Here is a 19970-nt window from a genome sequence, read left to right as displayed (position 1 = left end):
CGGTCCGCGGAAGGCGCAAACCGCGTCAAGCTGTACGGGGGCGCTTCGCGGCGCGGACACAGCGGCGCAGTTCTTCGCCGTAGGGCAGGGCGATCAGGCCGCCGATCGCGGCGGCGATACCGGCCAGGTAGCCGGCGGGCAGCTGGTGGCGCTTGAGCTGCACGTCGCCGACCCGGCCCTCCGCATCCCGCACTCCCGAGGCCCACGAGTCCGGTACGGCGATCGCCCGGCCGTGACGGACCTGCCCGCCGCTCGTACGGTCCAGCGAGCCGAGCCAGATGTGGTAGATGGACGGATCGCTGGGATCGACAGGCTTGCTGCCCTCGGTGGCCGCCCAGGCGCCGTACGCAAGACGTGCCGACCGAGCTCGAACGCCCGTCGTGGATCCACACACCCCACACGCCGGCCAGTTCGGGTCGTTCCTGTTGTCGTACTGCAACGAACCGACCGGTACGGCTGATCGGCCGGTCCGCCGCCGACGATGGCGTCGGCCGTTCCCGGAACGCACGCCACTGCGGCGAACGCGCATGCCGCCGCCGCTGATGCTCTCATCGTCATGACTCCCTTTCAGCGTTGCGCAGGGCGAGCCACGTACACAGGCCGGCCAAGGCCAGCTCCGGAACCGCGCAGACGAGGGCCTGGGTGAATTCGGCGCCGGCCTGGGCGGTGAGAACGTCGAACCAGGCGTCCATCACCACGAGCGCCGCGACGGCCGACGCCGACAGGCGGGCGCGGTCATCGCCGTGGTGGGCCAAGCACGCGGTGGTCGCGCAGCCGAGCGCCATGGTCAGGTCGAGTCCGATCCACACGGCCGGCCAATGCCGTACCTGCGTGGTCTCGGGCAGGGACCGGCCCAGCACGAACACCCACGGCACCATGCCCGCAGCGACCGCGCCGAGCACCCTGGGCGTCCAGCTGGTCCGGGGTCGCGCCCGGGCACCCGGCGGCCTCGCCGTGCGTGGCGGCCGGGGCATCGTCCGAACGGTCATGAGATTTCCTCCACCGAAGTCGTGGTGATGCCGCCGGCGTCGGCGGCCCTGCGGCGAAACCTTGCCGCCGCGGCCAGCCGAGATCAGTAGCCCGTGGTTCCGACTTCGTGGTGGTGCCTGCTACCGCACCGACCCGGGTGCCTGCATGATGGTGCCGTCGGCCCGGTCTCGGTTAGCGTTGGATCATGGACACGGCACGACGCACGCGGGCCGGTGGTTCGGCGGCTTTCAGGTCCGTCGCGGCTGGGGTGTCCGTGCAGCTGACCACCCTGGGGATCACCACAGCACTCTGGCTCGGCCTGCACCTGACCGAGGTGAAGTTCGCCCGGGACATCGTCTTGGGCGGCGTGGTCTTCACGGCTCTCGTGTTGCTGGCCGTGTCCCCGGCACTGACCGTGGTTCAGTGGAACCGGCTGCGCGCCGTGCTCGGCGTGGACCTCCCGCCGGTCACCGCCAGAAGGTGGACCTGGCGCGGCCTCTCGGTCTACCTGCCGGCGGCCGGCAGAAGCCGACCTGCCGACCCGAGATGCTGTCCGCCCACAGGCCAAGATCAAGATCTACAGCTGGTACTAGGTTCACCATGAGATCGGGTACAGGTTTCATGGCATCGTCCTCCTGCGGTGCCCTAGCGTCGTGCCATGACGATTCCAGCTGGACTGAGACGCACGGTCCTCCGGGCGCGGCGGGACACCGGCTTTCTTGCCGCTGGTGTGCTGCCGCACCTGGCGCTGGTGCCCGTGTGGGCCTGGGCGGCGACGACTACCGCCAGGACGGGGAACTGGCTCCTCACGGTTTCCGTGTCGGCCGCCCTGGTCCTGCTCGGCACCCCGGTGCTGACGGCCGTTCAGCGGGCTCGCTACCGGGTGCTCATCGGTGTGGACGTCCCCCGGCTCACGCCCACCGCGCCGGAACAATGGACGTGGGCCTCGACCGCCCGGTGGCTCGCGACGACGCGGCCTTGGCGCAAGATCGGCTACCACCTCGTGCTGGGCCCGCTGCTCGCGCTGCTGGAGCTGCTGGTGCTCGCGGTGGCAGCGGCGTGCCTGGCGGGCGTCATCGCCTACGCCTGGTCATGGGCGCTGCCAACCGGAATCCGCCAGGACTGGTTCGGCTACCTGACCCAGCTGCCGGCTTACACAGCGGCTGGACTCCTCCTTCTGTGCGCCCTGCCCTGGACCGCGCGGACAGCAGCCCGGGCCGAGGCGCGGCTGGCGTCGGGCCTGCTCGGGCCCAGCCGGGCGCAGCGGCTCCAGGAGCGGGTCGATCAGCTGGCCGTGAGCCGGACCGACTTGATCGAGGCCGTCGACGCGGAGCGCCGCCGGATCGAGCGCGACCTGCACGACGGCACCCAGCAGCGGTTGGTGTCCCTCGCAGTCAACCTGGGTCTGGCCATGGCCACCCGCCCGGACCTGCCGGGTGATGCCCGCGAGGTGATCGCGAGAGCGCACCTGGAGGCGAAGGAGGCGATCGCCGAACTCGATGACCTGGTGCGGGGGCTGCACCCGGCCGTGCTCGAAGACCGAGGTCTGGACGCGGCGTTGTCCGGGCTGGCTGCCCGCACGCCCCTGCCGGTGCGGCTGCGGGTCGATCTGGAGGAGCGGGTGGCGCCCAACGTGGAGTCGGTCGCGTACTTCGTGATCTCTGAGGCGCTGAGCAATGCAACGAAGCGCGCCAACGCGATGCGTGCAGAGGTGATCGTCCGTCAGGTCGGCGAGGTGCTGCGAGTGCGCGTGACCGACGACGGGCTGGGCGGTGCCGACGCCGCCGCCGGCACGGGGCTGGCCGGGCTGGCCAAGCGGGTCGGCTCCCTCGACGGGGCCTTCCAGGTGAGCAGCCCCGTTGGCGGGCCCACCACCGTCACCGCGGAGCTGCCGTGCGCGCGGTGATCGCCGAGGATTCGGTGTTGTTGCGGGTCGGCCTGATCAAGGTGCTGGAGATGGGCGGGTTCCAGGTCGCCGCGGAAGCCGGCGACGCGGAGGGGCTGTTGGCGGCAGTGGCGGAGCACCGGCCCGAACTCGCCTTGATCGACGTCCGGATGCCGCCCGGCTTCACCGACGAGGGGGTGCGGGCGGCGATGGAGATCCGTCGGCGCTGGCCGGGGACGCCGGTGGTGCTGCTTTCGCAGTACGTGGAGGAGCGGTACGCGGCTGACCTGCTGTCTGCGAACACCAGCGGTGTGGGCTACCTGCTCAAGCAGCGGGTTGCCGATGTCGCCGACTTCGTGGCGGCGGTCCGGCGAGTGGCGGACGGGGGCACGGCCCTGGACCCGCAGGTCGTCGCCCAGTTGCTGCTGCGGCGCGACAGCGACCCGTTCGCGCGGCTGACCCCCCGCGAACGGGCGGTGCTCGGCCTGATGGCCGAGGGGCGCTCCAATGCCGGCATCGCGCAGGCGCTGGTGGTCAGCGAGAGCGCCGTGGCGAAGCACATCAACAACATCTTCGCCAAGCTTGACCTGCCCGTGGTCGACGCGGACCACCGCCGCGTCCTGGCCGTGCTGCGGTTCCTCGGAGCGTCCCGGGCCTGACCTTCCCATGCGGTCGCGTAGGTGGCGAGTTTAGATCTGGCCGCGGCGTCGTTGAGTGCCCCAGTTTGCGCAGCTCCGCTTCTGGTCCTCCCAGAAGCGTCCTGCTCTGACGACTTGCCCAGGTGGGGTGCGCTGGGCGAAGGGGTCGGGCAGGTCGTTGATCCGAAAGTAGCCGCCTCCGGGCTGTCCCTTCCGGGTGCCTGCGGCGCAGCCAGGCCAGCGGCGGCGAACACCAGGCTGTAACGAATGGTCGATCCGTTGTTGCAGGCGCCATTGTCGATCACGTGGTCGATTGCACTGTCGACCTGGTCCGTGGTGAATTCCGGGTCACCCACGTGGTTCCTTCCGCAGTGACTGTTGTCCTCTGGGTATCACTGCAACCGCCCTGGCGGGTTACAGTTGCCCCCGGTCTGCGCTTCGTGGATGGCGGCCGGCGCCTGCATCGTCGTTAGGGGCGGACGCCGGAGATGTCCGCGCTAGGGAACCACACCTGTTGCGGAGCGACGCTTCTTGTTTCAGCCGGGTGGGAGGCCGCTGTGAAGGCGGGCGGTGCGGCCTGGGCTGACTTTCCACGGACTGCGGCACAGCCACAAGACCTGGCTGATCGCAGGCGGCGCGCCGGAGATTGCCCAAGCTCGGAGGCTCGGCCATCACCTGGATAACCGGGTCATCGAGACCTACTCCCACGTCGCTCCAGAGGTCGAGCAGCGGCTGCTCGACGATCTCGAGCGCCGCTGGCACACGGCGGCGCCACTACCGCCGACGCCGTCACCGAGTGTGGCCGACGGTGGGAGGGTGGCGCCGGTTGTCCCCTCTTCGCCACGGCGGGGGTCACCCGCCGCGCGAGCCCGGGGAACAGCGGGAACACCGCGCCGACGCCGGATGAAGGCTGGGGCGGTGCTCCACTTCTGCCCCACCAGGAGAACAAGAGCAAGCCGCGAGCCGATCATCGAAGATCGAATACGCAATGCAAAAAACCCCTCCGACCAGCCAAGGAGGCTGAAACGAAGGGGTTTCGTACGATGTGGACCTTGTGGGCGCTTACTCCAAACGCTTGGACTTGGCGAACGCCCTAGTCAGAGCGGTCGACCGTCTGGAGGCCGCCCGAGCCGAGATCACCACAGGGCGGGTTTCGGTCCAATCGACTGGCCGAAGCCAGCGTCAGTGGCGGGTGACTGACCAGCTGAGCGACGCTGACCTCCGCCTCATGATCGACGCCTACCACGGCGGGACGCCGAAGTGGCGGATCGGCGAGCAGTGGTCGATCAGCGAAAGCACCGTCAAGCGGCTCTTGCAGGCAAACGATCCGGAGTACCCCTACCGCCCGCCTCGTGTCTCGCAGCTCCGCCGTCCCCGGCGGCGGGGCTGAGGGTCGCGAGCCCTTGCAACAACAACCAACTGAAAGGAGGTGATTAATGATCACAACCAGTACACCAGTCTCACATACGAGGCTTCGAGCCTTCTGGCGTCGATCAACGCCAACCGGCGGCGAGGCCGACGACAACGTCATGCCAGTCCTCTACACCGTCAAGGAAGCCTGCGCGGTGCTGCGGGTCAGCAACTGGAAGCTCTACGAGCTCATCCGGTCACGACAGCTCGTCACGATCCGGATCGGTAAGCGGCGGCTTGTCCCTCGGGATGCGGTCGATACGCTGATTGCTCACCTGCGCGACGAGGGGACCTTGTAGTGGGTCGCCACGCCAACGGCGAGGGCACGATCTACCGCCGGAAGGACGGGCGGTACGAAGCTGCGGCCTACTTCCTGACCACCAGTGGTACTCGAAAGCGCGTACGGAAAGTTGGGAAGACTCGCCAGGAGGCTCATGAGAAGCTGGCACGAATCAAGGCACAGAGTCAGCGTGGCGTACCGGTGCCGGACAGGAACTGGAAAATGGGCGAGTACCTGGACTACTGGCTTGAACACGTGGTGCTACCGAACCGGCGTCCAGCAACCTATGAACAGTACGAGTGGGCCGTCCGGTTGTTTCTCAAGCCAAACCTCGGAAGAGAGTCCCTCGCCTTGCTGTCTGTACCAAAGGTACAGGTATTTCTGAACCAGGGGATTGAAAGCGGGCACTCGCTCCGCAAGGCACACGTCATCCGTATGGTCTTGAGTGCAGCTTTGGGACAAGCGCAACGCGACGAGTTGGTTATCCGAAACGTCGCGCGGCTCGTCGTCCTCGATAGCTACAAGCCAAAGGAAGTACGGCCGTGGGCAAGCGACGAAGCGAAGCAGTTTCTTGCGGCAGCACGCACCGATCCCCTGTACCCCGCCTTCGCGCTGCTCGTCCTCTACGGACTTCGGCGCGGTGAAGTACTCGGACTTCGTTGGCAAGACATCGACCTTGCCACATTGGAGGTCCGCGTTCGTCAGCAAGTTCAGCGAGTTGGCCACGCTCTCATCCAAGGTCCCGTGAAAACGGATGCCGGGAACCGGGATTTGCCGCTGCTTGGCCTCGCCCACGAAGCTCTCGCCGCCCACAAGATCCGCTACCATGCAATGCGGGATGCTGCTGGTACTGGGTGGGTGGACAACGGGCTCATCTTTACGACAAAGACCGGTCGTCCAATCGAGCCAAAGAACTTCCTACGTTCCTTCCAGAGAATCTGTCGGCAACATGGTGTCAGGGTGATCCGAATTCATGATGTGCGCCACACCACAGCGACGCTCCTGAAGGACTTGGGTGTGCAAGCGCGGGATGCCCAGCTAATTCTCGGACATGCCCATGTGTCGACAACGCAACAGCTCTACCAGCACGTAGACATGGACGCGCGGCGCGAAGCGTTAGGCAAGGTTGAACGGTTGTTCTGGAGAGCAACCAGTGGCTCGCGTTGCCGTCAAATACTGCCGCAAACGCGTGAGCTTGTTGATCAAACTACATCTTTGCTATCTGGTACACCCGGCAGGATTCGAACCTGCGACCCCTTGGTTCGAAGCTCAATTCGTGAAGGTGTCCAACAACGCGTGACCGCTGTAAACAACCTCGTCAATGAACGGCGAAAGATGTGGTTGCTTGGCCTCGTTGCCGTCAGCGTTGCCGTCAAAATCGATGAAGTGGCTGAGTCGTAGTATCACTACGACCCGGCAACTTTGCGGCGGAACTACCTCCTAAACAGACGACCTGCCAGCCACCGGCCAATGCCGTCACGCCGTCCGATGCTCAAGACGCTGGAGGCGCTGCTCATGGTCTTGCACCGTGGCATCGAGGGCTTCGTTGGTTTGGCTCAGTGCTTCGGCAACGGCATCTTGGATAGCATCGACCTTTTGGTCCAGGCTCTTGATGTCGTCCTTCAGTTCCGTACGCAAGCCAGCTACTTCTTGCGACACCGTCGTTGCAATAAACTGTTTGAGATCGTTGAATAGTTCTTCGTTGGTCATAAGTACGTTCTAGTATGCGCCAACGCCGCTCATCGATCAAGGACGATTTTACATCACATAACTTCATAAGGAGAACTTCATATGGAACAACTTGTCTCACTCAAGGAGGCGCAAGCATCCGCAGAGCAATTTAACGTTCTCACTCACCTCGTAGGCCAAACAGCGCTCACTCTTGAACACCTCGCCATCCCGGAGCAAAAGACACTCGCTGCATCCAAACCAATTACTCAGCGAGTCGAACAGTCAGTCATTGCACCTTATCTCGAACCTGTTACCCGCGAAGAACAACGTTTTGCCGCTCATGTCCTGTCTGGCCTGGTCGAAGTACTAGGCGGCAGCCGCCCCTTGACGCAGGTGGAGGCACACCTATCGCCACAACTGTGCCTGGCGCTGCTCGGTCGGCAATTCCGGCCGAATATTTCTGGACAGGGATACCGGCTGCGCACCTTCCATTTCCAAAAACCAAGCGAGCACATCATTGAAGCATGGGGTCATGCCGCCAATGCTGAGAACGTACGGGCGGTGGTCGGCAGAATGCAACCGTACAGACGTGAATGGCGATGTACCACAGCAACCATTCTCTAGATATTTCATCAACTACCGTAAACGGAGACACGAATGTGGAACACCTATCAACACCTCAAGGAGGTAACTTTCAAAACGAATCAACGCCACCAGAGCACCTCACCGACGAACAACTGATCCACTACGGCATCACGGAAGCCCTGCGCGAAGGCCGCCCCATCGACCACACCACGGTGCGGGTCATCGCCTCCCAGCTGCACGGCGGTCAACGCTCACCGCTCTACGCCCTGGCCTCGACGGGTGCCCTGACGGACGGTCTGAGGGATGAGTTGGATGCCTGGCGCGAAGACAATGAGACCGGCGTCGAAGTCGAACCCTGGCTCGATGCCCTCGACGAATACCTGGACAACCGCGACGACGCGGCGCCCGTAGCTGGCTGGCACCAGCTGTGGCCGGCGCAGCCGGAACGCCAGGACGACGAGCCGGATAGCCGGGACGAAGAACGACCGCCGTACGGCCCGCCGGCTGATGCCATGGGGCGCCTGGCCGTCAGCACCAGTGATCAAGTCGAGCAATCTCCTGAAGAAGCCGCCGCCTGCCAGGCCCTGTTCGAGCGCATCTCGGCGGCTGGCGTGCGCACCTTGGGCGAAGTGGCCGTCGTCGATACCCGCGACCAGGACGACCTTGACGACTACCCATGGACGGATGCCGCCGCGTGGAGTCCGACCGAAGTCGCTCGCCACAACTTCGAGGAACGCCGCTACTCAGTCGAGGAGCTCGACGTCCTGTTCGGTGCACCGCCGGACAACGAGATCGGCACCGTGAGCGACTTGGGCTGGTACGGCCTGGTCAAGCACCAGGACCGCCCCGGCGGTCTCATCCTGATCCAGGACGAGCAGGGGTACCGGCATGTCCGGGAAGCCCTGGACGACCATGCGCTTGAAGTCCAATGGTCAGCCATCGAGACCGAGTACAGCACGTACCACGCCGAGCGTGACGCCTACGAGCAAGCGAACACGGAGGCCGACGCCTCGCCGAGCGGGCACAGCCCGCGCATCTGGGTGGGCAGCCTGGCTGACTACAACAGCGGGCGGCTGCACGGCGTCTGGATGGACGCCACCCTCGAGCCGGATGAGCTGCAAGCCGCCACGCAGTTCATGCTGCGCAATGGCTACACCCCGGATGCCGAGGAGTGGGCCATCTTCGACTACGAGGATTTCGCGGGGTACTCGGTCGGCGAGTACGACAGCTTCGACACGGTGTCACGGGTGGCGCGAGGGCTTGCTCAGCATGGACAGGCGTACACCAAGTGGGTCGAGCACGTTGGCATCGACAGTACCGAACTCCTGACCGACGAACACTTCCTCGACCACTACCACGGCGAGTGGGAGTCGGCCGAGGAATACGTCGAGCACTTGCTATCTGAGACCGATGCCTACGACTTCATGCAGTTCGTTCCAGAGAGCATCCGGCACTACGTCAGCGTCGACGTTGAGGCGTACGCGCGGGACATGCAGTCCGAAGGGCTGCTGGTGGAGGAGCTGCACCATGGCAGGGTGGCGGTGTTTTGGACGAGGTGATCCAGATCCCAAGCTTAGGCGGGCTTACATTTCATGGCTCGCAATCCCTTCATCGCGCACCACGTGGAAAGAACAAGAACCTTAGCGCCATGAAGCCACAGAGTAGTGCGACGCAAACCAAGACAATAACGAACAAGGCCAGGAGGACATTGACAGCGCTGGGCTGCTCACCTGGGTAAGCGGCGCTATGCAGATGGGGATATATACTATATGCCGCAAACAGTGCGAGGGAGCCAGCGGAGAACCACAAGGCCCCGAGGGTCAAGCGCGCTGCGACATTTTTCAGCCGCGCACGATGTTTTTGTGGCTTGATGGGGCTGTCAACGACATTGCCGGTCGGTAGCGCCTTGGATGGCGGAAATGAGGGCTGACCCGGCGGTGTAGGAAATGGTGGCCAGGAAGGGTTCCACGGAGGTTCCGGCGGTCGCCAGGGGACAGGGGGGTCGTATTGGAGCACGTTGCCTGACCGCTGTTCCGAAGGAGCGTAAATCGGTGGAGGGTCAATGAATGGTTTCGGCTGCGAAATGATGATGATGGGTTCGGTTGGCGGGAAGTTGGTTAGTTGGGGATCGCGCCTGGGCGGTGTGGCGATCATAGGATACTGAGTAGGGGCGTTCGAGTCTTTCGTGGATTCCTTGCTCCGCTTTCGTATTCCGACAATGATTTTGACGATGACTACAACCAGCAGCGCCGAGAGTGCTACAGGAAAAGGAAGTGGCAGCGCATTGGCAAACTGGCTGATAGCTATCGCATCGACCGCCGCAGCTACCGTGACCAGCGTCACAGTCAGGACAGTGCGAACTTTCGATCTTCGACCGGGCATACTCTAGTAGCCTTCACGGTTAGCAACTACGTCTGAGTTCAAATTCTAAAGTTTGATGAGCGTAGTCTACTTCCCTCCGATCGATCGGGCATCACTCGTTCGAGTCTCGCCCAGATGTTCGCGCATACGCAGCAGCGCCGCCCAGGACAGCCAAGGCATCCAGGGCAAGGATGCCTGCTGAATACTCGCTTGCAGAGAAGATCTTTTCGTCATGTTCTCGTGCACGCGCTTGGTACTCAGCAATAGCCGCTGCGGGTCCAGAATACCTTCCGAGCGCCCCCGCGGCAGCCGCAGCCTGATCTGCCACTTGCCACTCGTGGTGTATGTAGGCGCCAAATATTGCCACTTGAGCCGCAACGACTGGGAATGCCATGCGTCCAATGATTGGCACTGCGCGGAGAAATGCAGAGCGGTTTCTTGTGATACTTCCTGGATCCGTGTTACGAAAATGATCGGGTGATTCTTCGTTGATCTGCTCCATGGATATTGCAAAGCCTACGGCCGTTCAGCCTTAGTTTCAGAATCTGCATCACCCGGCATAGCACCAGGCGTGAAAGTCACTGCCACGCCACGGGCGCTGGCGTGGCTGAGGGCAGCGTACAACAATTCTGGTTGTTGGTAGAAGGCCCGCAGGCTCATCAGGATGATCTTGCCGGCTTTGGTAACCGCACCGTCAACGGCCGTGATGAAGCTTTCCGCATTGTTGTCGCGGAGGATTTGTTCGAGTTGGATCAGGCTTGCTTCCATACGTGAAAGAGTATAGCAAATGTCCGGCGCTACTCCAAGCAGTAGCATGTTAGGCAAACTGCCGACTGGGGCTACCGAGCAAATGAGGCCCGCGCGGCTGACTTCGTTGCCAAGGTCAAGTGTCAGCACAATGGAGTCGAGGCTACAAGGAATCCGGATTACGCCTACGACTCGCCCAGGCGTATCCTCACCATGAACCGCCGGAGACATGGAGATCGAACACGTGGATACCTTGTACACCTCGCCACCGCGAGAGATGCAAACGACCCTCCAAGCGGTCTACGGATTTTTCCTCGAGCGCGGCACGTGGCCGACGTTCGGGCACCTCGATCGTCCCCTGCGCAAGAACGACAAGTTAGACCTCGCTCGCGTCCTACGCGACATCCCTAAAGACGTGCTACAACCCACATGGTCAGGTGGTGCACCACCCCAAGTGGACACCTTGCTGCGGTTAACGCTCGAAGGCGTGGCGCTCTGCCCAGGCACCGAGTCTGACCTCTATTTGTTTTTCCGAACACTTCGCTGGTTCGCAAAGAAGGAGCTGGATTTCGAACCTTCCCAAGGCAAGTACGACGCCTGCGCCGTTTCGAGCGCAGATCTCGTGCGGGCTTTTCGACTAAAGAAGGACAGGCTCGCTGACGTACAGCGACTCGGAAAACTACTGGCCGTCGAGCGGTGGGGATCGGCGGGATCCAAACCCGCAGAGCAAAGCTGGGAATTCACGCTCGGGCGCGACGTACGTCGATTCGCACAGGTTCGCTCGCTTGCAGACTACCGCGCAGTTCAGGCGACTTGGCGAGCGGAATCGGACAGCGTACCGCTCCGGCCGTTGCCGATGCATGCTCGCGGGTTTGCGCAGAGCAAGCCCGTGACTCCGACAGCTGACTACGTCCACCCTGATGTAGTCGCGGCGATCGAGGCCAAGATGTCGGCGACCCGATTCAACTGCGAAAAGTTGCTCCAGCTGATCGCCGAACTCAATGACAACTACGCTCACGAGAAGACCTACAGCTCTCATGCGATTTTGCGAGCCATCCTGGATCACGTGCCGCCGATCTTTGGTTTTGATGACTTCAAGGAAGCGGCCAACAACTATGGTTGGGGTAGTCGCAATGACAAGAACTACATGACGCGCTTGGTTGAGTTCAAGACGCAAGCACATGACGTGTTGCATCGTCAAATATCAGGAAAAGCAAGTCTTCTCCGTTTCGTCGACATGCCGGCAAGTGTTGCCGTCAATACCTTGCTTCAGGCGTGCGCAGACGCGTTGTGACAAAAGGCGGTTACCACGCAGCGAAAAAACCTGGGAAAGAGGTAGTCGAGAGTTGATCTCTGCGACGCTCATAGCGCATGCCGGAGGCGCCTGTTGTCTGACTTTTCCTATAGACTGCTGTCACAGCTCATTGAGTTTCCGTGCCCGCAGTGCGGCTACGTCGTCGAGACTCAACTCTTGGATGTGCACACCCAGGCGTATCGTCGCTGCCGGTGCTGCTACACCCTGATCCACCTCATCGACAGCGGCGGCTCAGTGCATGGCGCGATCGAAGACGTCAAGAACTCCTTGAGAGGACTATTTGAGTGAAGTACGAGCAAAACCTGCAAGTCAAACTGCGCGACCGCTACAGGCGCCTCTACAAGACTGGCCAGGATGCCTACGTAACTGAATGCCGCTACCTTCGGAGCTTCGTTCTTAAGTCACCCGCGCTCAGGGCGATCGTTGAGTCAGCTGAACGAGCCGACCCAGGCCTTAGTGTCGAAGATTGGATTGACCAGAACATCAACAGTGATGGCTACGATTGGCCCGACTCGGAAGAGGGGCGGGCAAGTGTTATATGGCGGCTCCTGAATGACATTGCCCAGGGGAAGGCGAACGTTCTTCAGCTCGGCACCTCCTTTGCGCCGGTGGGGGAACGCGATATTGATACCATACTTCGGTACATGACCGAGCAAGCTATCGAGCCGTTCGTTGAGTACCTTGAAGAGCGGCTTGGTACGGCCAGTCAGACGCTCTACCTACTCGAACGACTGAAGCGGCGGCTGGAGACTTTTGACGTCGACGAGCTTTACGCACGATACGATGCGGACAAGACGCATGGGGAGGCAATCTACGACCGATACATTCAGAAGTTCTTGTTTGACCAGGGAGTGGATTACATTATTTCGCAGCCACGTTCGGCGTCGGGCGAAGCGGACAATATTGCCAACGTGGGCAGCGATGACTCTCTTGTTGAAGAGACGAAGCTGTACAACGGCGACCACTACGACGTTTCATACATACGGAAGGGCTTCAACCAGGCGGTCCACTACGCACACGATTACGGCAAGACGGTCTCCCATCTTATCGTCATCAACCTGAGCGAGAACAATCTTCAGATCTCGTCCGACGACGACGCGACCTTATGGCCTCCTCGCTTGCATGCCTCTGGCGTTACCGTCTTCGTCGTCGTTATCCGTGCACGCCCGATGCCGTCAGCTAGCTATCGGGGCTCCCAAAAGACTGTGGCTGTCACTCGGGACGATCTGGCGCATCTGGAGTAATGTCAGAGCCAACTGGCAGCTTCATCTGCAAAAACTACGCCTGGCGAGCCCGGCCGAGTCTCAACGCTCAGTGTCTCCAGTACTCCGCGCGCCCAAGCGTCCGGTTCCAGGAGTTCATATAGCAGCACGTTCAAGCCTTCGGCATGCAGTGTCAACGATCGGTTATCCAACCAGGCGCGTAGCACCTTTTTGTCACCGCTCAGGTCACCGTCGGCTGGATTGAGAAGAATGTCGGCGTGGAGGCCAACCGCCGTCAGGCTATCAACAAGTGCATCTACGGAGAGGATTGTTTGAAAACCAAGCAGATCGCAGATGAGCGCGGAGCAATCCTCTGAACTGAATGGGTAGATCGACCATGGTGCCATGATGGGCGAGCGTGCCGCGGTGTCGCCGCTGAATCCTTGAATATGATGCATCGCCTTGTCAATTCCAGCGCGTTTAATAGCTCGCAGCCGAGCTGAATCAGACGCGGCCATGCCGGCGTCAGGATTACCTTTCCAGCGGTTGTAATTGTCAGGGATCGAGGTGGCAAAGAGGGCGCGGCCCTGAGGCAGGCGCATCCCTCGGCAACCGTGCTGCTTAGCAAGTTGGAGCAGGTCATTAAGTTGCTTAAGGTTCACAACATACGGCTCAGTTAGCTCAACCAGTCGCGCGTCAAGCTGATCCCCAGGAAGAGTCCCGCCGTGCATCACGGCGTTGACAGCGGCCTCAATACGCTTCATTTGGGCGCTTCGGTCGGCCTGCGGGTTCTTCTTGACTTCGTGTAGCAGGATTCCACCGTCTGCCGTGAACTCGGATAGGTCAGCGATACGGAGGCAGTTTGTGAGGTCATGCAGAAGTGTGAAATGTCCACGATCCTCCCACAGATGATTGACACGGCCGAGCTCGAACGGCAAGCCCTCTTTGCCATACATCATGCCGGGCGATTCGTTGCGGGACAAAGCGAGTATCAGTCGCCTGTCATAGCCAAAGCAACGCCAAGCGAGGCCGTCGCCAACGGTCCGTAGCTGCCGAGCCAAACGCTCGTAGACAAAGAGCTCAAATTCCCATGTTGCCAACACGCTTGGGTCGCTGTCATTCGACAGTGCTGGCCGGTCGACCGGAAGTGACTCGCCCTTCCGTAGCCGCTTGACGATACGAGAACATTGACTGCGACGTTCCTCAATCTCGTAGACAGCCTTGAACAGGTGACGCTGGAACTCGTTGTAGTCTGCTGGTTCCTTGCAGGAGCGAAGCTGCTCAATGAGAATCTCTATGCGGGCACGGTTGGTCTGATGAACGGGATGTGCAATGACTGCGCCGACGACTTCCGGGGCAAGGCTTTTCATAGCTCCGCCAGCCTTGAGTCGGTGCCGCTTCTCCCGCGGGTCGTTGCAACCTTGCTCCGTCATACCCCTATTTTACACCTACTTGAAACAGCCGCACGGCGTCGACGGTCGACCGAAGGTGGCAGAGAGACGGAAGCGCCGAAACTGCGGCGCCACGCGCTTGCAAGGAAATTTTGTGGTTTGAGCTATGTGAAATCCTTAACCATCACATCAAACACCGGCGATCCCGGTAGCGGGTTGCGCTTCTGCGCCACGCGTCGCCAGCCCCAGGCAGCGTAAGCTCGCTGGGCTGGTTCGGCTGCTGGTAAGACTGTCAAGGTCGCCCGTTCCTCACGGCGGCCGGCCAGCAGTCGGTCGTACAGTTGTTTGCCAATCCCACGCTGCCGCCAGGGCTGCGCCACAATCAGCTCGACGAGGGCAAACGTCCGGTCGGGGTATTCCTCGGTCAGCGAGCTGTCTACCTCAGCGATGAGGTTCTGCCACCACGGCGTATCCGGCAACAGCGTCACCCCGAATGTGAAGCCCACCAGCCCGCTTGTCGCGTGCGCCACGACCAGGTCAAAGCCGGGGGCCTGGCGTTGCTGCTCGAACCGCTTGGCGAACAACTCGGCGTGTTCGTCGTCCCAGTTGTAAGGCGGTTCGGCGTACACCTCGCGGTATAAGGCGGTGAGCGCCTTCGCGGCGTCGGCAGCTTCCTCTGGCCCGAGATGGTTGTAGCGCACCGGTTCAGTCGTCGGATTCACGACGGCTCCCCGCGGTGTTCACGCGCAAGTAGTCGGATAGCGCCTCGCGAAACGCAGCGACCGCCGGAACGGAGGCGTACTGCGCCCCGAGCGGGTCAGAGAGGCCGGTCAGCCACTTGGTAAGCACCGAAGAGCGCATGCCGTTGGCTTGCTCGAGGGCTTGCATGCCGACGTTGGCCGCCTCGGCAGGCTCACGCTGAGCGAGGCGCACCTTCCCGAGGCGGAGGTGGTCCAGTACGCGGCTGCGTGAGTAGGATGCTCCCCGGATGGCAATCGCGCTGTTGGTGTGCTGCTCGGCCTGCGCGGCGTGCGCGAGGGCGCGCTTTGGCTCCGGTTCGGCTAGGGCCAGCTCGGTGTAGGCGTTGGCGGCCAAGCATTCCACTTCGGCCTGGTTCATGTAGTGCACCCAGTCCGGCCGGTCAGTGGGCGGCGCTGCCTGGTACGCCTCAATGCAGGCGTCCACCGCTCGACGAGCGTTGGAGGCTTCCTGGCGGCCGAGCTGGGCGCACGCTCGGGCTTCGAGGCCAAGCAGCTCCGAACGCACCAAGGCGTTGCCGTGACGGGGCAGGCTGGCGAGTGCCGTCTGTACCAGCGACAGGCTGTCGTCGTAAAAGCCCAGCGCAGTTAACATCTGGGTCATGTCGCCCACGATCTTGGCCCCGAGGTCGGGGGCGTCGGCGTGCTGGCAGGCGCCCAGGGCCAGCAGGTAGTAGCGCTGGGCCAGCCCAAACGAGCCAGTGTCGTAGGTCATCCAGCCGGCCAGCTGGGCCAGTTCGGCGGCCACTTGGAAGAGGCGGCGTTCGGTCGCGACCGCATGCGGCTCGCCGAGTGTTTCGGCGACAGCGTTGAGCTGACCAACGACCGCTTTGCGGTGCAGGCCGCCCGCCCCGGACGCGTCCCATCGGCGGAAGAAGGTCACCGACTGCTCAAGGTCGCTGAGCTGGTCAGCGCCAAGCTGGTCGGTGGAGACGGGTGCCATGGGCAAGGCCGCCACCCAACGTTGCACTTGGCGCACCAGCGGGGTGCCGGACAGCAGCGAGAGCCCCATGAGGAACGCTCGTCTGGTTGCCATGTCGCTCGCTGTAAATCGTTCGATTGCCTCAGCCGCTTCGGACCGCGACAAGCGAAAGTCGCCGGTCGTCCACTCCATGAGTACGTCGAGCGATAGGTCGGGAGCAACCGGCGCGGCGCTTGCTGGCGACACGGCCGCCACGCTGGTGCCCGATCCAGAACTGCGCGTCAGAGAGAAGCGCTCCTGCACGTCGTCGTCGGCCTGGGCCAGCACCGTGTCGAGTACGGCTTGCATCTCCGGCAACGGCGTAATGCCCTCGCGTCGGGCCTCCCAGTTGCTTACCGTCCGTACCCCGATGCCCAGCCGGGCAGCGAAGTCACGGACCGTCATCCGCAGAGCAGCGCGAAGCGCCGCGGCCTCCTGGCCGGTCCAGCGGTCGACGGCGGTCATAGCGCTCCCGAGTTTCATGGTCCTGTAGCCAGCCTAATACGCAGAGTGCCACAGCGGTGCCACACGGCTGCCACACGCCGGTATTCCCCTACGGACGCCCGTTGACCAGGCTTTTTGCCAGGCACCCGGCGACCGGTCGAACAGCCCGGTAACGCCTCCAGCCACGGGCAGGCTCCCGCTGAGCACCACTTGGCCGCCTGTGACCAGGGCTGTCCCGTCGCTGGGTGCCGTTCCACCACGAGGGGCAAAGCGGACGGAGCCGGACGAAGATGACGGTACAGACGATTGAGCGGTCGAGAGCCGCGGTGCGGCGGGCAGACGCCGAGCGTGAAGACCAGCAGATCACGCAGCCATTGGCCTACGGCTACCTGCGGGTGCCGTGTGACGTGCCGGACCAGAAGGTGCGGCGGCTGGAACAGGCACTGCGGGCCTTCGCCGCGCTCCAGGGGCTGTACCTGGTGACGTTCTTCTTTGAGTTCGACTGCGGTTCGCAGGAGGCATTTGGCGAGCTGCTGACCGAACTGGGGCGGGCGGAGGCCCACTACGTCGTCATCCCGTCATTGCGGCACTTCGCCCGCAGCGTCCTCCTCCAAAACCAGATGCTCACTCGCCTCGAACACGAAGCCGCGGCCGAAGTCCTGGCACTACGAGAAACCGCCTAAAGCCGTCCGTCGTCGCACCGATCTCCAACAGCGAAAGAACTGACCCGTGACTGTTCGACCTGTCCGGCATCGGCCCGTCCGGCTGCACGCCACGTTGGTTACGCCCGGCGGTCGCCACGCCACCTCCACCGTGAACCTGTGGGCGGCATTGGCCTGGGTGTACCTCGTGGCGCACTGCGCCGAGGAAACCGGAGTGTCCTGCGAGTGCTGCGGGCGGGCCTGGCCTTGCCTGCGCTTCAAGGTTGGCTTGCGGTTGCAGGCCCGGGTGGTGGTGGCGTGAACGAGCAGACCGCCCACCTGGTGTCAGCACTCGGCGCGATCAACCAGCGTATCCCGGAAGTCTGCCGAGCGCTGCTCGGTGACTGCATGACGGTGGCCAAGCAGCGCGAGTTCGCCGGGCTGCTCATCGAGCTGGGCAACGTGCTGCACAGCCACGCCACCGGCCGGGAGGAGGCGACCGCGAATGACCAGGCACCCGGCGAGCTTGGCTGACAGCCTGGACACCATTGCCCGGCACATGCTTGAGGTGTCGGCGAAACTCAAAGTGGGCGACCTGTCTGGGACTGAGTTGCACCTGTTCGGCGACATGCTGAGCGCCCTGGCTGAGACGGTGCACTTGTACGCCGACAAGCTCGGTAGCCCGGAGGCTGAGGGCCGTCACCCGTCGCGTGAGCCTCCGCCGGCCAGATGAACGGCCTGGGCCTTGCCGCCCTGGTCGTGGTGGCGGTGCCTCTTATCGCGGTCGCGGTGTGGGTTATCCGCGAGCTACGTAGCGCGCAGCGTCGGCGACGGTTCCTGGCCAAGCACCGCAACCGGTCGGTGGCCGGTATTCGGGAGCGGGTGGAACGCGAGCGCGCCGAAGAACGGGCTGCGCAGGCAGATACCGAAGTCTTCCCGGTGGTCATGCCGGATGACGTGCCGACCACGGTACTGCCCACCGTCCGGCCGGAGCCTCCGCCCGTGATGCCGCAACGGGTGAGGCGCTACGTCCGCCGTCCAAGCCCACGCCCGCGTAAACCGTTGCCGCGCCCCGAAACCGAACTCATGCAACGCATCCTCGATGGACTCAAGCGCCTTGACTGACTTGAGAAAGGGGCAATGCCCGGATGGCCTACGTGCTGACCTTCTCCAACACGAGACTGGCAGACAGCTTCTTTGAAGCAAGCATGTGGCTGAATCGGCCGGAACAGGCCGGGGTGAATGTCTTGGCGATCACGGCCGAACTGGAACTGCCCGAAGACGGTTCCGGCTTGCCCGACATTCACCACCTGAGCCTGGTGTACAGCGACGGCAACGAACCAGCCGAAGCGGCCGACCTGGCGGCCTACCGCAAGGCACACGGGCGGCAGTTGTAGGGCCGCGATCCCCGAAAGCCCCGCTCGGCACCTGACATGCCGAGCGGTTTCCGTTGGTACCAAAAGAAGAAATGAGGAATGTTGAGAAAGTCTGTTATTGCGTCCACGGTGGCCGCGCTGGGACTGGCCAGCTTGTTCACGGCCAGCACCGCCACGGCCGACGTGCAGCCGAACATCGTGGGCGGCAGCGAGGCCACCGGCAACACGTCCTGGATGGCCTCGCTCCAGTACGACGCCCCGGCTTACGGCATTGCGGCGCACCACACCTGCGGCGCGGCGCTGCTGTTCCGCTCGTGGGTCGTCACCAACGCCCACTGCGTCACCGACGTGCCAGGAGATACGCAGCACATCCCGACCTCGGCCAAGACGTTCTCGGTGCGGGTCGGCTCCAAAGACCGCACCACGGGCGGCGAGACGGCCAAGGTCGTGCGTGTCGTGGTGCATCCGGGCTGGCAGTGGGCGGCTGGCGCACCGGAGAACCCGGTGGACGATGTGGCCATGCTCCAGCTGGACCACGCCGTGAACATGCAGCCGATTCAGCTGGCCGGACACGCCGCCAAGCCCGGTGATCGGGTGACGTTGTACGGCTGGGGTGCTGACCAGCCGGACGGGGGCGACCCGCTGCCGCTGAAGCTCCAGCAGCTCAGTACCAAGGTGCTCGCACCGGTCAAGTGCGCTGACGCCCAGCAGTCCGTCGGGGAGATCTGCACCAGCAACCCGCACGGCACCGATGGCCCCGGTGGTGGCGACTCGGGCGGCCCGGCCGTGAGCTTCGCCCACGGCGTGCCGCAGCTCGTGGGCACGTGCAGCCGGGGTGCTGCGCAGTACCCCGGTGAGGCGCCGACCGTGTACACCAGCTCGCCGGAGTTTCGGGAGTGGCTTTATGGGACGGCACGGGGTGGTGGGGCTAGCGCCGCGTAGCTAAAAGGCCAGGCGCCCGTCACCTTGAGCCGCTAACGGTGGCGGGCCTCCGGTCTGCGTTTAACGATGAACTGTTGGCCGATCGTCAACAAACTCCGAATGGATCACTAATGGGTGACGCCGGTGACGCTGACGAACAGCCGCCCCTGCCTGAGGACGCACAAGTCGCCGCTCAGGCGCGCATAGCCGAGGTCGGCGCGGAGCTTGTTGAGGCTGCCGAGAAGCTCCGACAAGCGATTGCGGCCGGAACAGTGCCGCCAAAGGCTGGCGACGTGCTTGCGACACAACTGGAAGATCTTGCGGCGCGTATGCAGGAGAACTCCCACCCGAAGCGGAATGAGACATAGCTGGACTCCTTGTCACAGCGCTTACGTAGTTATACCTAGACCCGGGT

General features: G+C 63.1%; 25 protein-coding genes. 16 read left to right on the top strand and 9 right to left on the bottom strand.

Going from position 1 to position 19970, the window contains the following annotated elements:
* Positions 1-25 precede the first annotated feature (25 nt).
* Positions 26-439, bottom strand: a complete 414-nt coding sequence (locus tag OG738_RS03855; RefSeq protein WP_329051257.1) for a hypothetical protein — start codon at positions 437-439, stop codon at positions 26-28.
* A 115-nt stretch (positions 440-554) separates the two neighbouring features.
* Positions 555-989, bottom strand: coding sequence for a hypothetical protein (locus OG738_RS03850; protein ID WP_329051256.1), 435 nt, complete (start codon positions 987-989; stop codon positions 555-557).
* A 185-nt stretch (positions 990-1174) separates the two neighbouring features.
* Here OG738_RS03850 and OG738_RS03845 point away from each other — a divergent pair, with 185 nt between their 5' ends.
* The 6 genes from OG738_RS03845 to OG738_RS03820 all read left to right on the top strand — a co-directional run bounded on the left by OG738_RS03845 (position 1175) and on the right by OG738_RS03820 (position 6583).
* Positions 1175-1573, top strand: coding sequence for a hypothetical protein (locus tag OG738_RS03845; protein WP_329051254.1), 399 nt, complete (start codon positions 1175-1177; stop codon positions 1571-1573).
* Positions 1574-1627: 54 nt separating this feature from the next.
* Positions 1628-2875 carry a sensor histidine kinase gene (locus OG738_RS03840; RefSeq protein ID WP_329051252.1) on the top strand — a complete coding sequence of 416 codons (1248 nt, stop codon included), beginning with the start codon at positions 1628-1630 and terminating at the stop codon, positions 2873-2875.
* Positions 2863-3513, top strand: a complete 651-nt coding sequence (locus OG738_RS03835; protein WP_329051250.1) for a response regulator transcription factor — start codon at positions 2863-2865, stop codon at positions 3511-3513. The genes OG738_RS03840 and OG738_RS03835 overlap by 13 nt, the downstream gene beginning before the upstream one ends.
* Before the next feature lie 1171 nt (positions 3514-4684).
* The gene (locus OG738_RS03830) at positions 4685-4882 is read left to right on the top strand and encodes a hypothetical protein (protein ID WP_329051248.1); all 198 of its coding nucleotides are present in this window, start codon (positions 4685-4687) and stop codon (positions 4880-4882) included.
* A 46-nt stretch (positions 4883-4928) separates the two neighbouring features.
* Positions 4929-5201 (top strand): helix-turn-helix domain-containing protein, encoded by a 273-nt coding sequence (locus OG738_RS03825; RefSeq protein ID WP_329051247.1) that lies wholly within the window; start codon positions 4929-4931, stop codon positions 5199-5201.
* A complete protein-coding gene (locus OG738_RS03820; RefSeq protein ID WP_329051245.1) occupies positions 5201-6583 on the top strand; it encodes a tyrosine-type recombinase/integrase in 1383 nt (460 codons plus the stop codon). Before OG738_RS03825 ends, OG738_RS03820 begins: the two co-directional genes overlap by 1 nt.
* Positions 6584-6658: 75 nt before the next feature.
* Here the strand turns inward: OG738_RS03820 and OG738_RS03815 are convergent, their stop codons facing one another.
* Positions 6659-6892 carry a hypothetical protein gene (locus tag OG738_RS03815; protein WP_329051243.1) on the bottom strand — a complete coding sequence of 78 codons (234 nt, stop codon included), beginning with the start codon at positions 6890-6892 and terminating at the stop codon, positions 6659-6661.
* A gap of 81 nt (positions 6893-6973) precedes the next feature.
* Between OG738_RS03815 and OG738_RS03810 the strand changes: the two genes are divergently transcribed.
* A complete protein-coding gene (locus tag OG738_RS03810; protein WP_329051241.1) occupies positions 6974-7477 on the top strand; it encodes an Rv3235 family protein in 504 nt (167 codons plus the stop codon).
* A complete protein-coding gene (locus OG738_RS03805) occupies positions 7453-8997 on the top strand; it encodes an antirestriction protein ArdA (RefSeq protein WP_329051239.1) in 1545 nt (514 codons plus the stop codon). The genes OG738_RS03810 and OG738_RS03805 overlap by 25 nt, the downstream gene beginning before the upstream one ends.
* A 914-nt stretch (positions 8998-9911) precedes the next feature.
* On the opposite strand, the gene OG738_RS03800 is transcribed toward OG738_RS03805, so the two are convergent.
* Both OG738_RS03800 and OG738_RS03795 read right to left on the bottom strand, forming a co-directional pair.
* Positions 9912-10301 carry a hypothetical protein gene (locus OG738_RS03800; protein WP_329051238.1) on the bottom strand — a complete coding sequence of 130 codons (390 nt, stop codon included), beginning with the start codon at positions 10299-10301 and terminating at the stop codon, positions 9912-9914.
* Positions 10302-10315: 14 nt separating this feature from the next.
* Positions 10316-10567, bottom strand: a complete 252-nt coding sequence (locus tag OG738_RS03795; RefSeq protein ID WP_329051236.1) for a hypothetical protein — start codon at positions 10565-10567, stop codon at positions 10316-10318.
* 208 nt (positions 10568-10775) lie between these two features.
* Between OG738_RS03795 and OG738_RS03790 the strand changes: the two genes are divergently transcribed.
* Both OG738_RS03790 and OG738_RS03785 read left to right on the top strand, forming a co-directional pair.
* The gene (locus OG738_RS03790) at positions 10776-11840 is read left to right on the top strand and encodes a hypothetical protein (RefSeq protein ID WP_329051234.1); all 1065 of its coding nucleotides are present in this window, start codon (positions 10776-10778) and stop codon (positions 11838-11840) included.
* Between the two features lie 305 nt (positions 11841-12145).
* Entirely contained in the window at positions 12146-13105 is a 960-nt protein-coding gene (locus OG738_RS03785) for a hypothetical protein (protein WP_329051231.1), read from the top strand.
* A 2-nt stretch (positions 13106-13107) separates the two neighbouring features.
* Here the strand turns inward: OG738_RS03785 and OG738_RS03780 are convergent, their stop codons facing one another.
* The 3 genes from OG738_RS03780 to OG738_RS03770 all read right to left on the bottom strand — a co-directional run bounded on the left by OG738_RS03780 (position 13108) and on the right by OG738_RS03770 (position 16638).
* On the bottom strand, positions 13108-14496 hold the full coding sequence (locus OG738_RS03780) for a hypothetical protein (RefSeq protein WP_329051229.1): 1389 nt from the start codon (positions 14494-14496) through the stop codon (positions 13108-13110).
* A 122-nt stretch (positions 14497-14618) separates the two neighbouring features.
* Positions 14619-15176 carry a GNAT family N-acetyltransferase gene (locus OG738_RS03775; protein ID WP_329051228.1) on the bottom strand — a complete coding sequence of 186 codons (558 nt, stop codon included), beginning with the start codon at positions 15174-15176 and terminating at the stop codon, positions 14619-14621.
* Positions 15160-16638 (bottom strand): helix-turn-helix domain-containing protein, encoded by a 1479-nt coding sequence (locus tag OG738_RS03770; RefSeq protein WP_329051226.1) that lies wholly within the window; start codon positions 16636-16638, stop codon positions 15160-15162. Before OG738_RS03770 ends, OG738_RS03775 begins: the two co-directional genes overlap by 17 nt.
* 269 nt (positions 16639-16907) lie before the next feature.
* On the opposite strand from OG738_RS03770, the gene OG738_RS03765 reads away from it, so the two are divergent.
* From OG738_RS03765 to OG738_RS03740, 6 genes are all read left to right on the top strand, one after another.
* Entirely contained in the window at positions 16908-17300 is a 393-nt protein-coding gene (locus tag OG738_RS03765; protein WP_329051225.1) for a hypothetical protein, read from the top strand.
* A gap of 276 nt (positions 17301-17576) precedes the next feature.
* Positions 17577-17792: a hypothetical protein gene (locus tag OG738_RS03760; RefSeq protein WP_329051223.1), complete on the top strand. Its 216-nt coding sequence runs from the start codon at positions 17577-17579 to the stop codon at positions 17790-17792.
* Positions 17785-17991, top strand: a complete 207-nt coding sequence (locus OG738_RS03755; protein ID WP_329051221.1) for a hypothetical protein — start codon at positions 17785-17787, stop codon at positions 17989-17991. Before OG738_RS03760 ends, OG738_RS03755 begins: the two co-directional genes overlap by 8 nt.
* Positions 17988-18383 carry a hypothetical protein gene (locus OG738_RS03750; RefSeq protein WP_329051219.1) on the top strand — a complete coding sequence of 132 codons (396 nt, stop codon included), beginning with the start codon at positions 17988-17990 and terminating at the stop codon, positions 18381-18383. The genes OG738_RS03755 and OG738_RS03750 overlap by 4 nt, the downstream gene beginning before the upstream one ends.
* 23 nt (positions 18384-18406) lie before the next feature.
* On the top strand, positions 18407-18655 hold the full coding sequence (locus OG738_RS03745; protein WP_329051217.1) for a hypothetical protein: 249 nt from the start codon (positions 18407-18409) through the stop codon (positions 18653-18655).
* A 108-nt stretch (positions 18656-18763) separates the two neighbouring features.
* Complete coding sequence (locus OG738_RS03740) at positions 18764-19576, top strand: S1 family peptidase (protein ID WP_329051216.1); 813 nt, start codon at positions 18764-18766, stop codon at positions 19574-19576.
* Between the two features lie 107 nt (positions 19577-19683).
* Here OG738_RS03740 and OG738_RS03735 read toward each other — a convergent pair whose 3' ends face one another.
* Entirely contained in the window at positions 19684-19902 is a 219-nt protein-coding gene (locus tag OG738_RS03735; protein ID WP_329051214.1) for a hypothetical protein, read from the bottom strand.
* Positions 19903-19970: the final 68 nt, after the last annotated feature.

This window comes from Amycolatopsis sp. NBC_01488 (assembly GCF_036227105.1).
Classification (GTDB): domain Bacteria; phylum Actinomycetota; class Actinomycetes; order Mycobacteriales; family Pseudonocardiaceae; genus Amycolatopsis.
The sequence above is the reverse complement of the archived record's forward strand: the minus strand, read 5'-3'. Positions and strand labels throughout refer to the sequence as shown.

Excerpts from the sequence above, each read along its gene's own strand:
- OG738_RS03780 (WP_329051229.1), bottom strand. The coding sequence starts at position 14,496 with ATGACGGAGCAAGGTTGCAACGACCCGCGGGAGAAGCGGCACCGACTC.
- OG738_RS03840 (WP_329051252.1), top strand. The coding sequence starts at position 1,628 with ATGACGATTCCAGCTGGACTGAGACGCACGGTCCTCCGGGCGCGGCGG.
- OG738_RS03790 (WP_329051234.1), top strand. The coding sequence starts at position 10,776 with ATGGAGATCGAACACGTGGATACCTTGTACACCTCGCCACCGCGAGAG.
- OG738_RS03800 (WP_329051238.1), bottom strand. The coding sequence starts at position 10,301 with ATGGAGCAGATCAACGAAGAATCACCCGATCATTTTCGTAACACGGAT.
- OG738_RS03745 (WP_329051217.1), top strand. The coding sequence starts at position 18,407 with ATGGCCTACGTGCTGACCTTCTCCAACACGAGACTGGCAGACAGCTTC.
- OG738_RS03815 (WP_329051243.1), bottom strand. The coding sequence starts at position 6,892 with ATGACCAACGAAGAACTATTCAACGATCTCAAACAGTTTATTGCAACG.
- OG738_RS03750 (WP_329051219.1), top strand. The coding sequence starts at position 17,988 with ATGAACGGCCTGGGCCTTGCCGCCCTGGTCGTGGTGGCGGTGCCTCTT.
- OG738_RS03825 (WP_329051247.1), top strand. The coding sequence starts at position 4,929 with ATGATCACAACCAGTACACCAGTCTCACATACGAGGCTTCGAGCCTTC.
- OG738_RS03795 (WP_329051236.1), bottom strand. The coding sequence starts at position 10,567 with ATGGAAGCAAGCCTGATCCAACTCGAACAAATCCTCCGCGACAACAAT.
- OG738_RS03765 (WP_329051225.1), top strand. The coding sequence starts at position 16,908 with ATGACGGTACAGACGATTGAGCGGTCGAGAGCCGCGGTGCGGCGGGCA.
- OG738_RS03810 (WP_329051241.1), top strand. The coding sequence starts at position 6,974 with ATGGAACAACTTGTCTCACTCAAGGAGGCGCAAGCATCCGCAGAGCAA.
- OG738_RS03805 (WP_329051239.1), top strand. The coding sequence starts at position 7,453 with ATGTACCACAGCAACCATTCTCTAGATATTTCATCAACTACCGTAAAC.
- OG738_RS03845 (WP_329051254.1), top strand. The coding sequence starts at position 1,175 with ATGGACACGGCACGACGCACGCGGGCCGGTGGTTCGGCGGCTTTCAGG.
- OG738_RS03850 (WP_329051256.1), bottom strand. The coding sequence starts at position 989 with ATGACCGTTCGGACGATGCCCCGGCCGCCACGCACGGCGAGGCCGCCG.
- OG738_RS03770 (WP_329051226.1), bottom strand. The coding sequence starts at position 16,638 with ATGACCGCCGTCGACCGCTGGACCGGCCAGGAGGCCGCGGCGCTTCGC.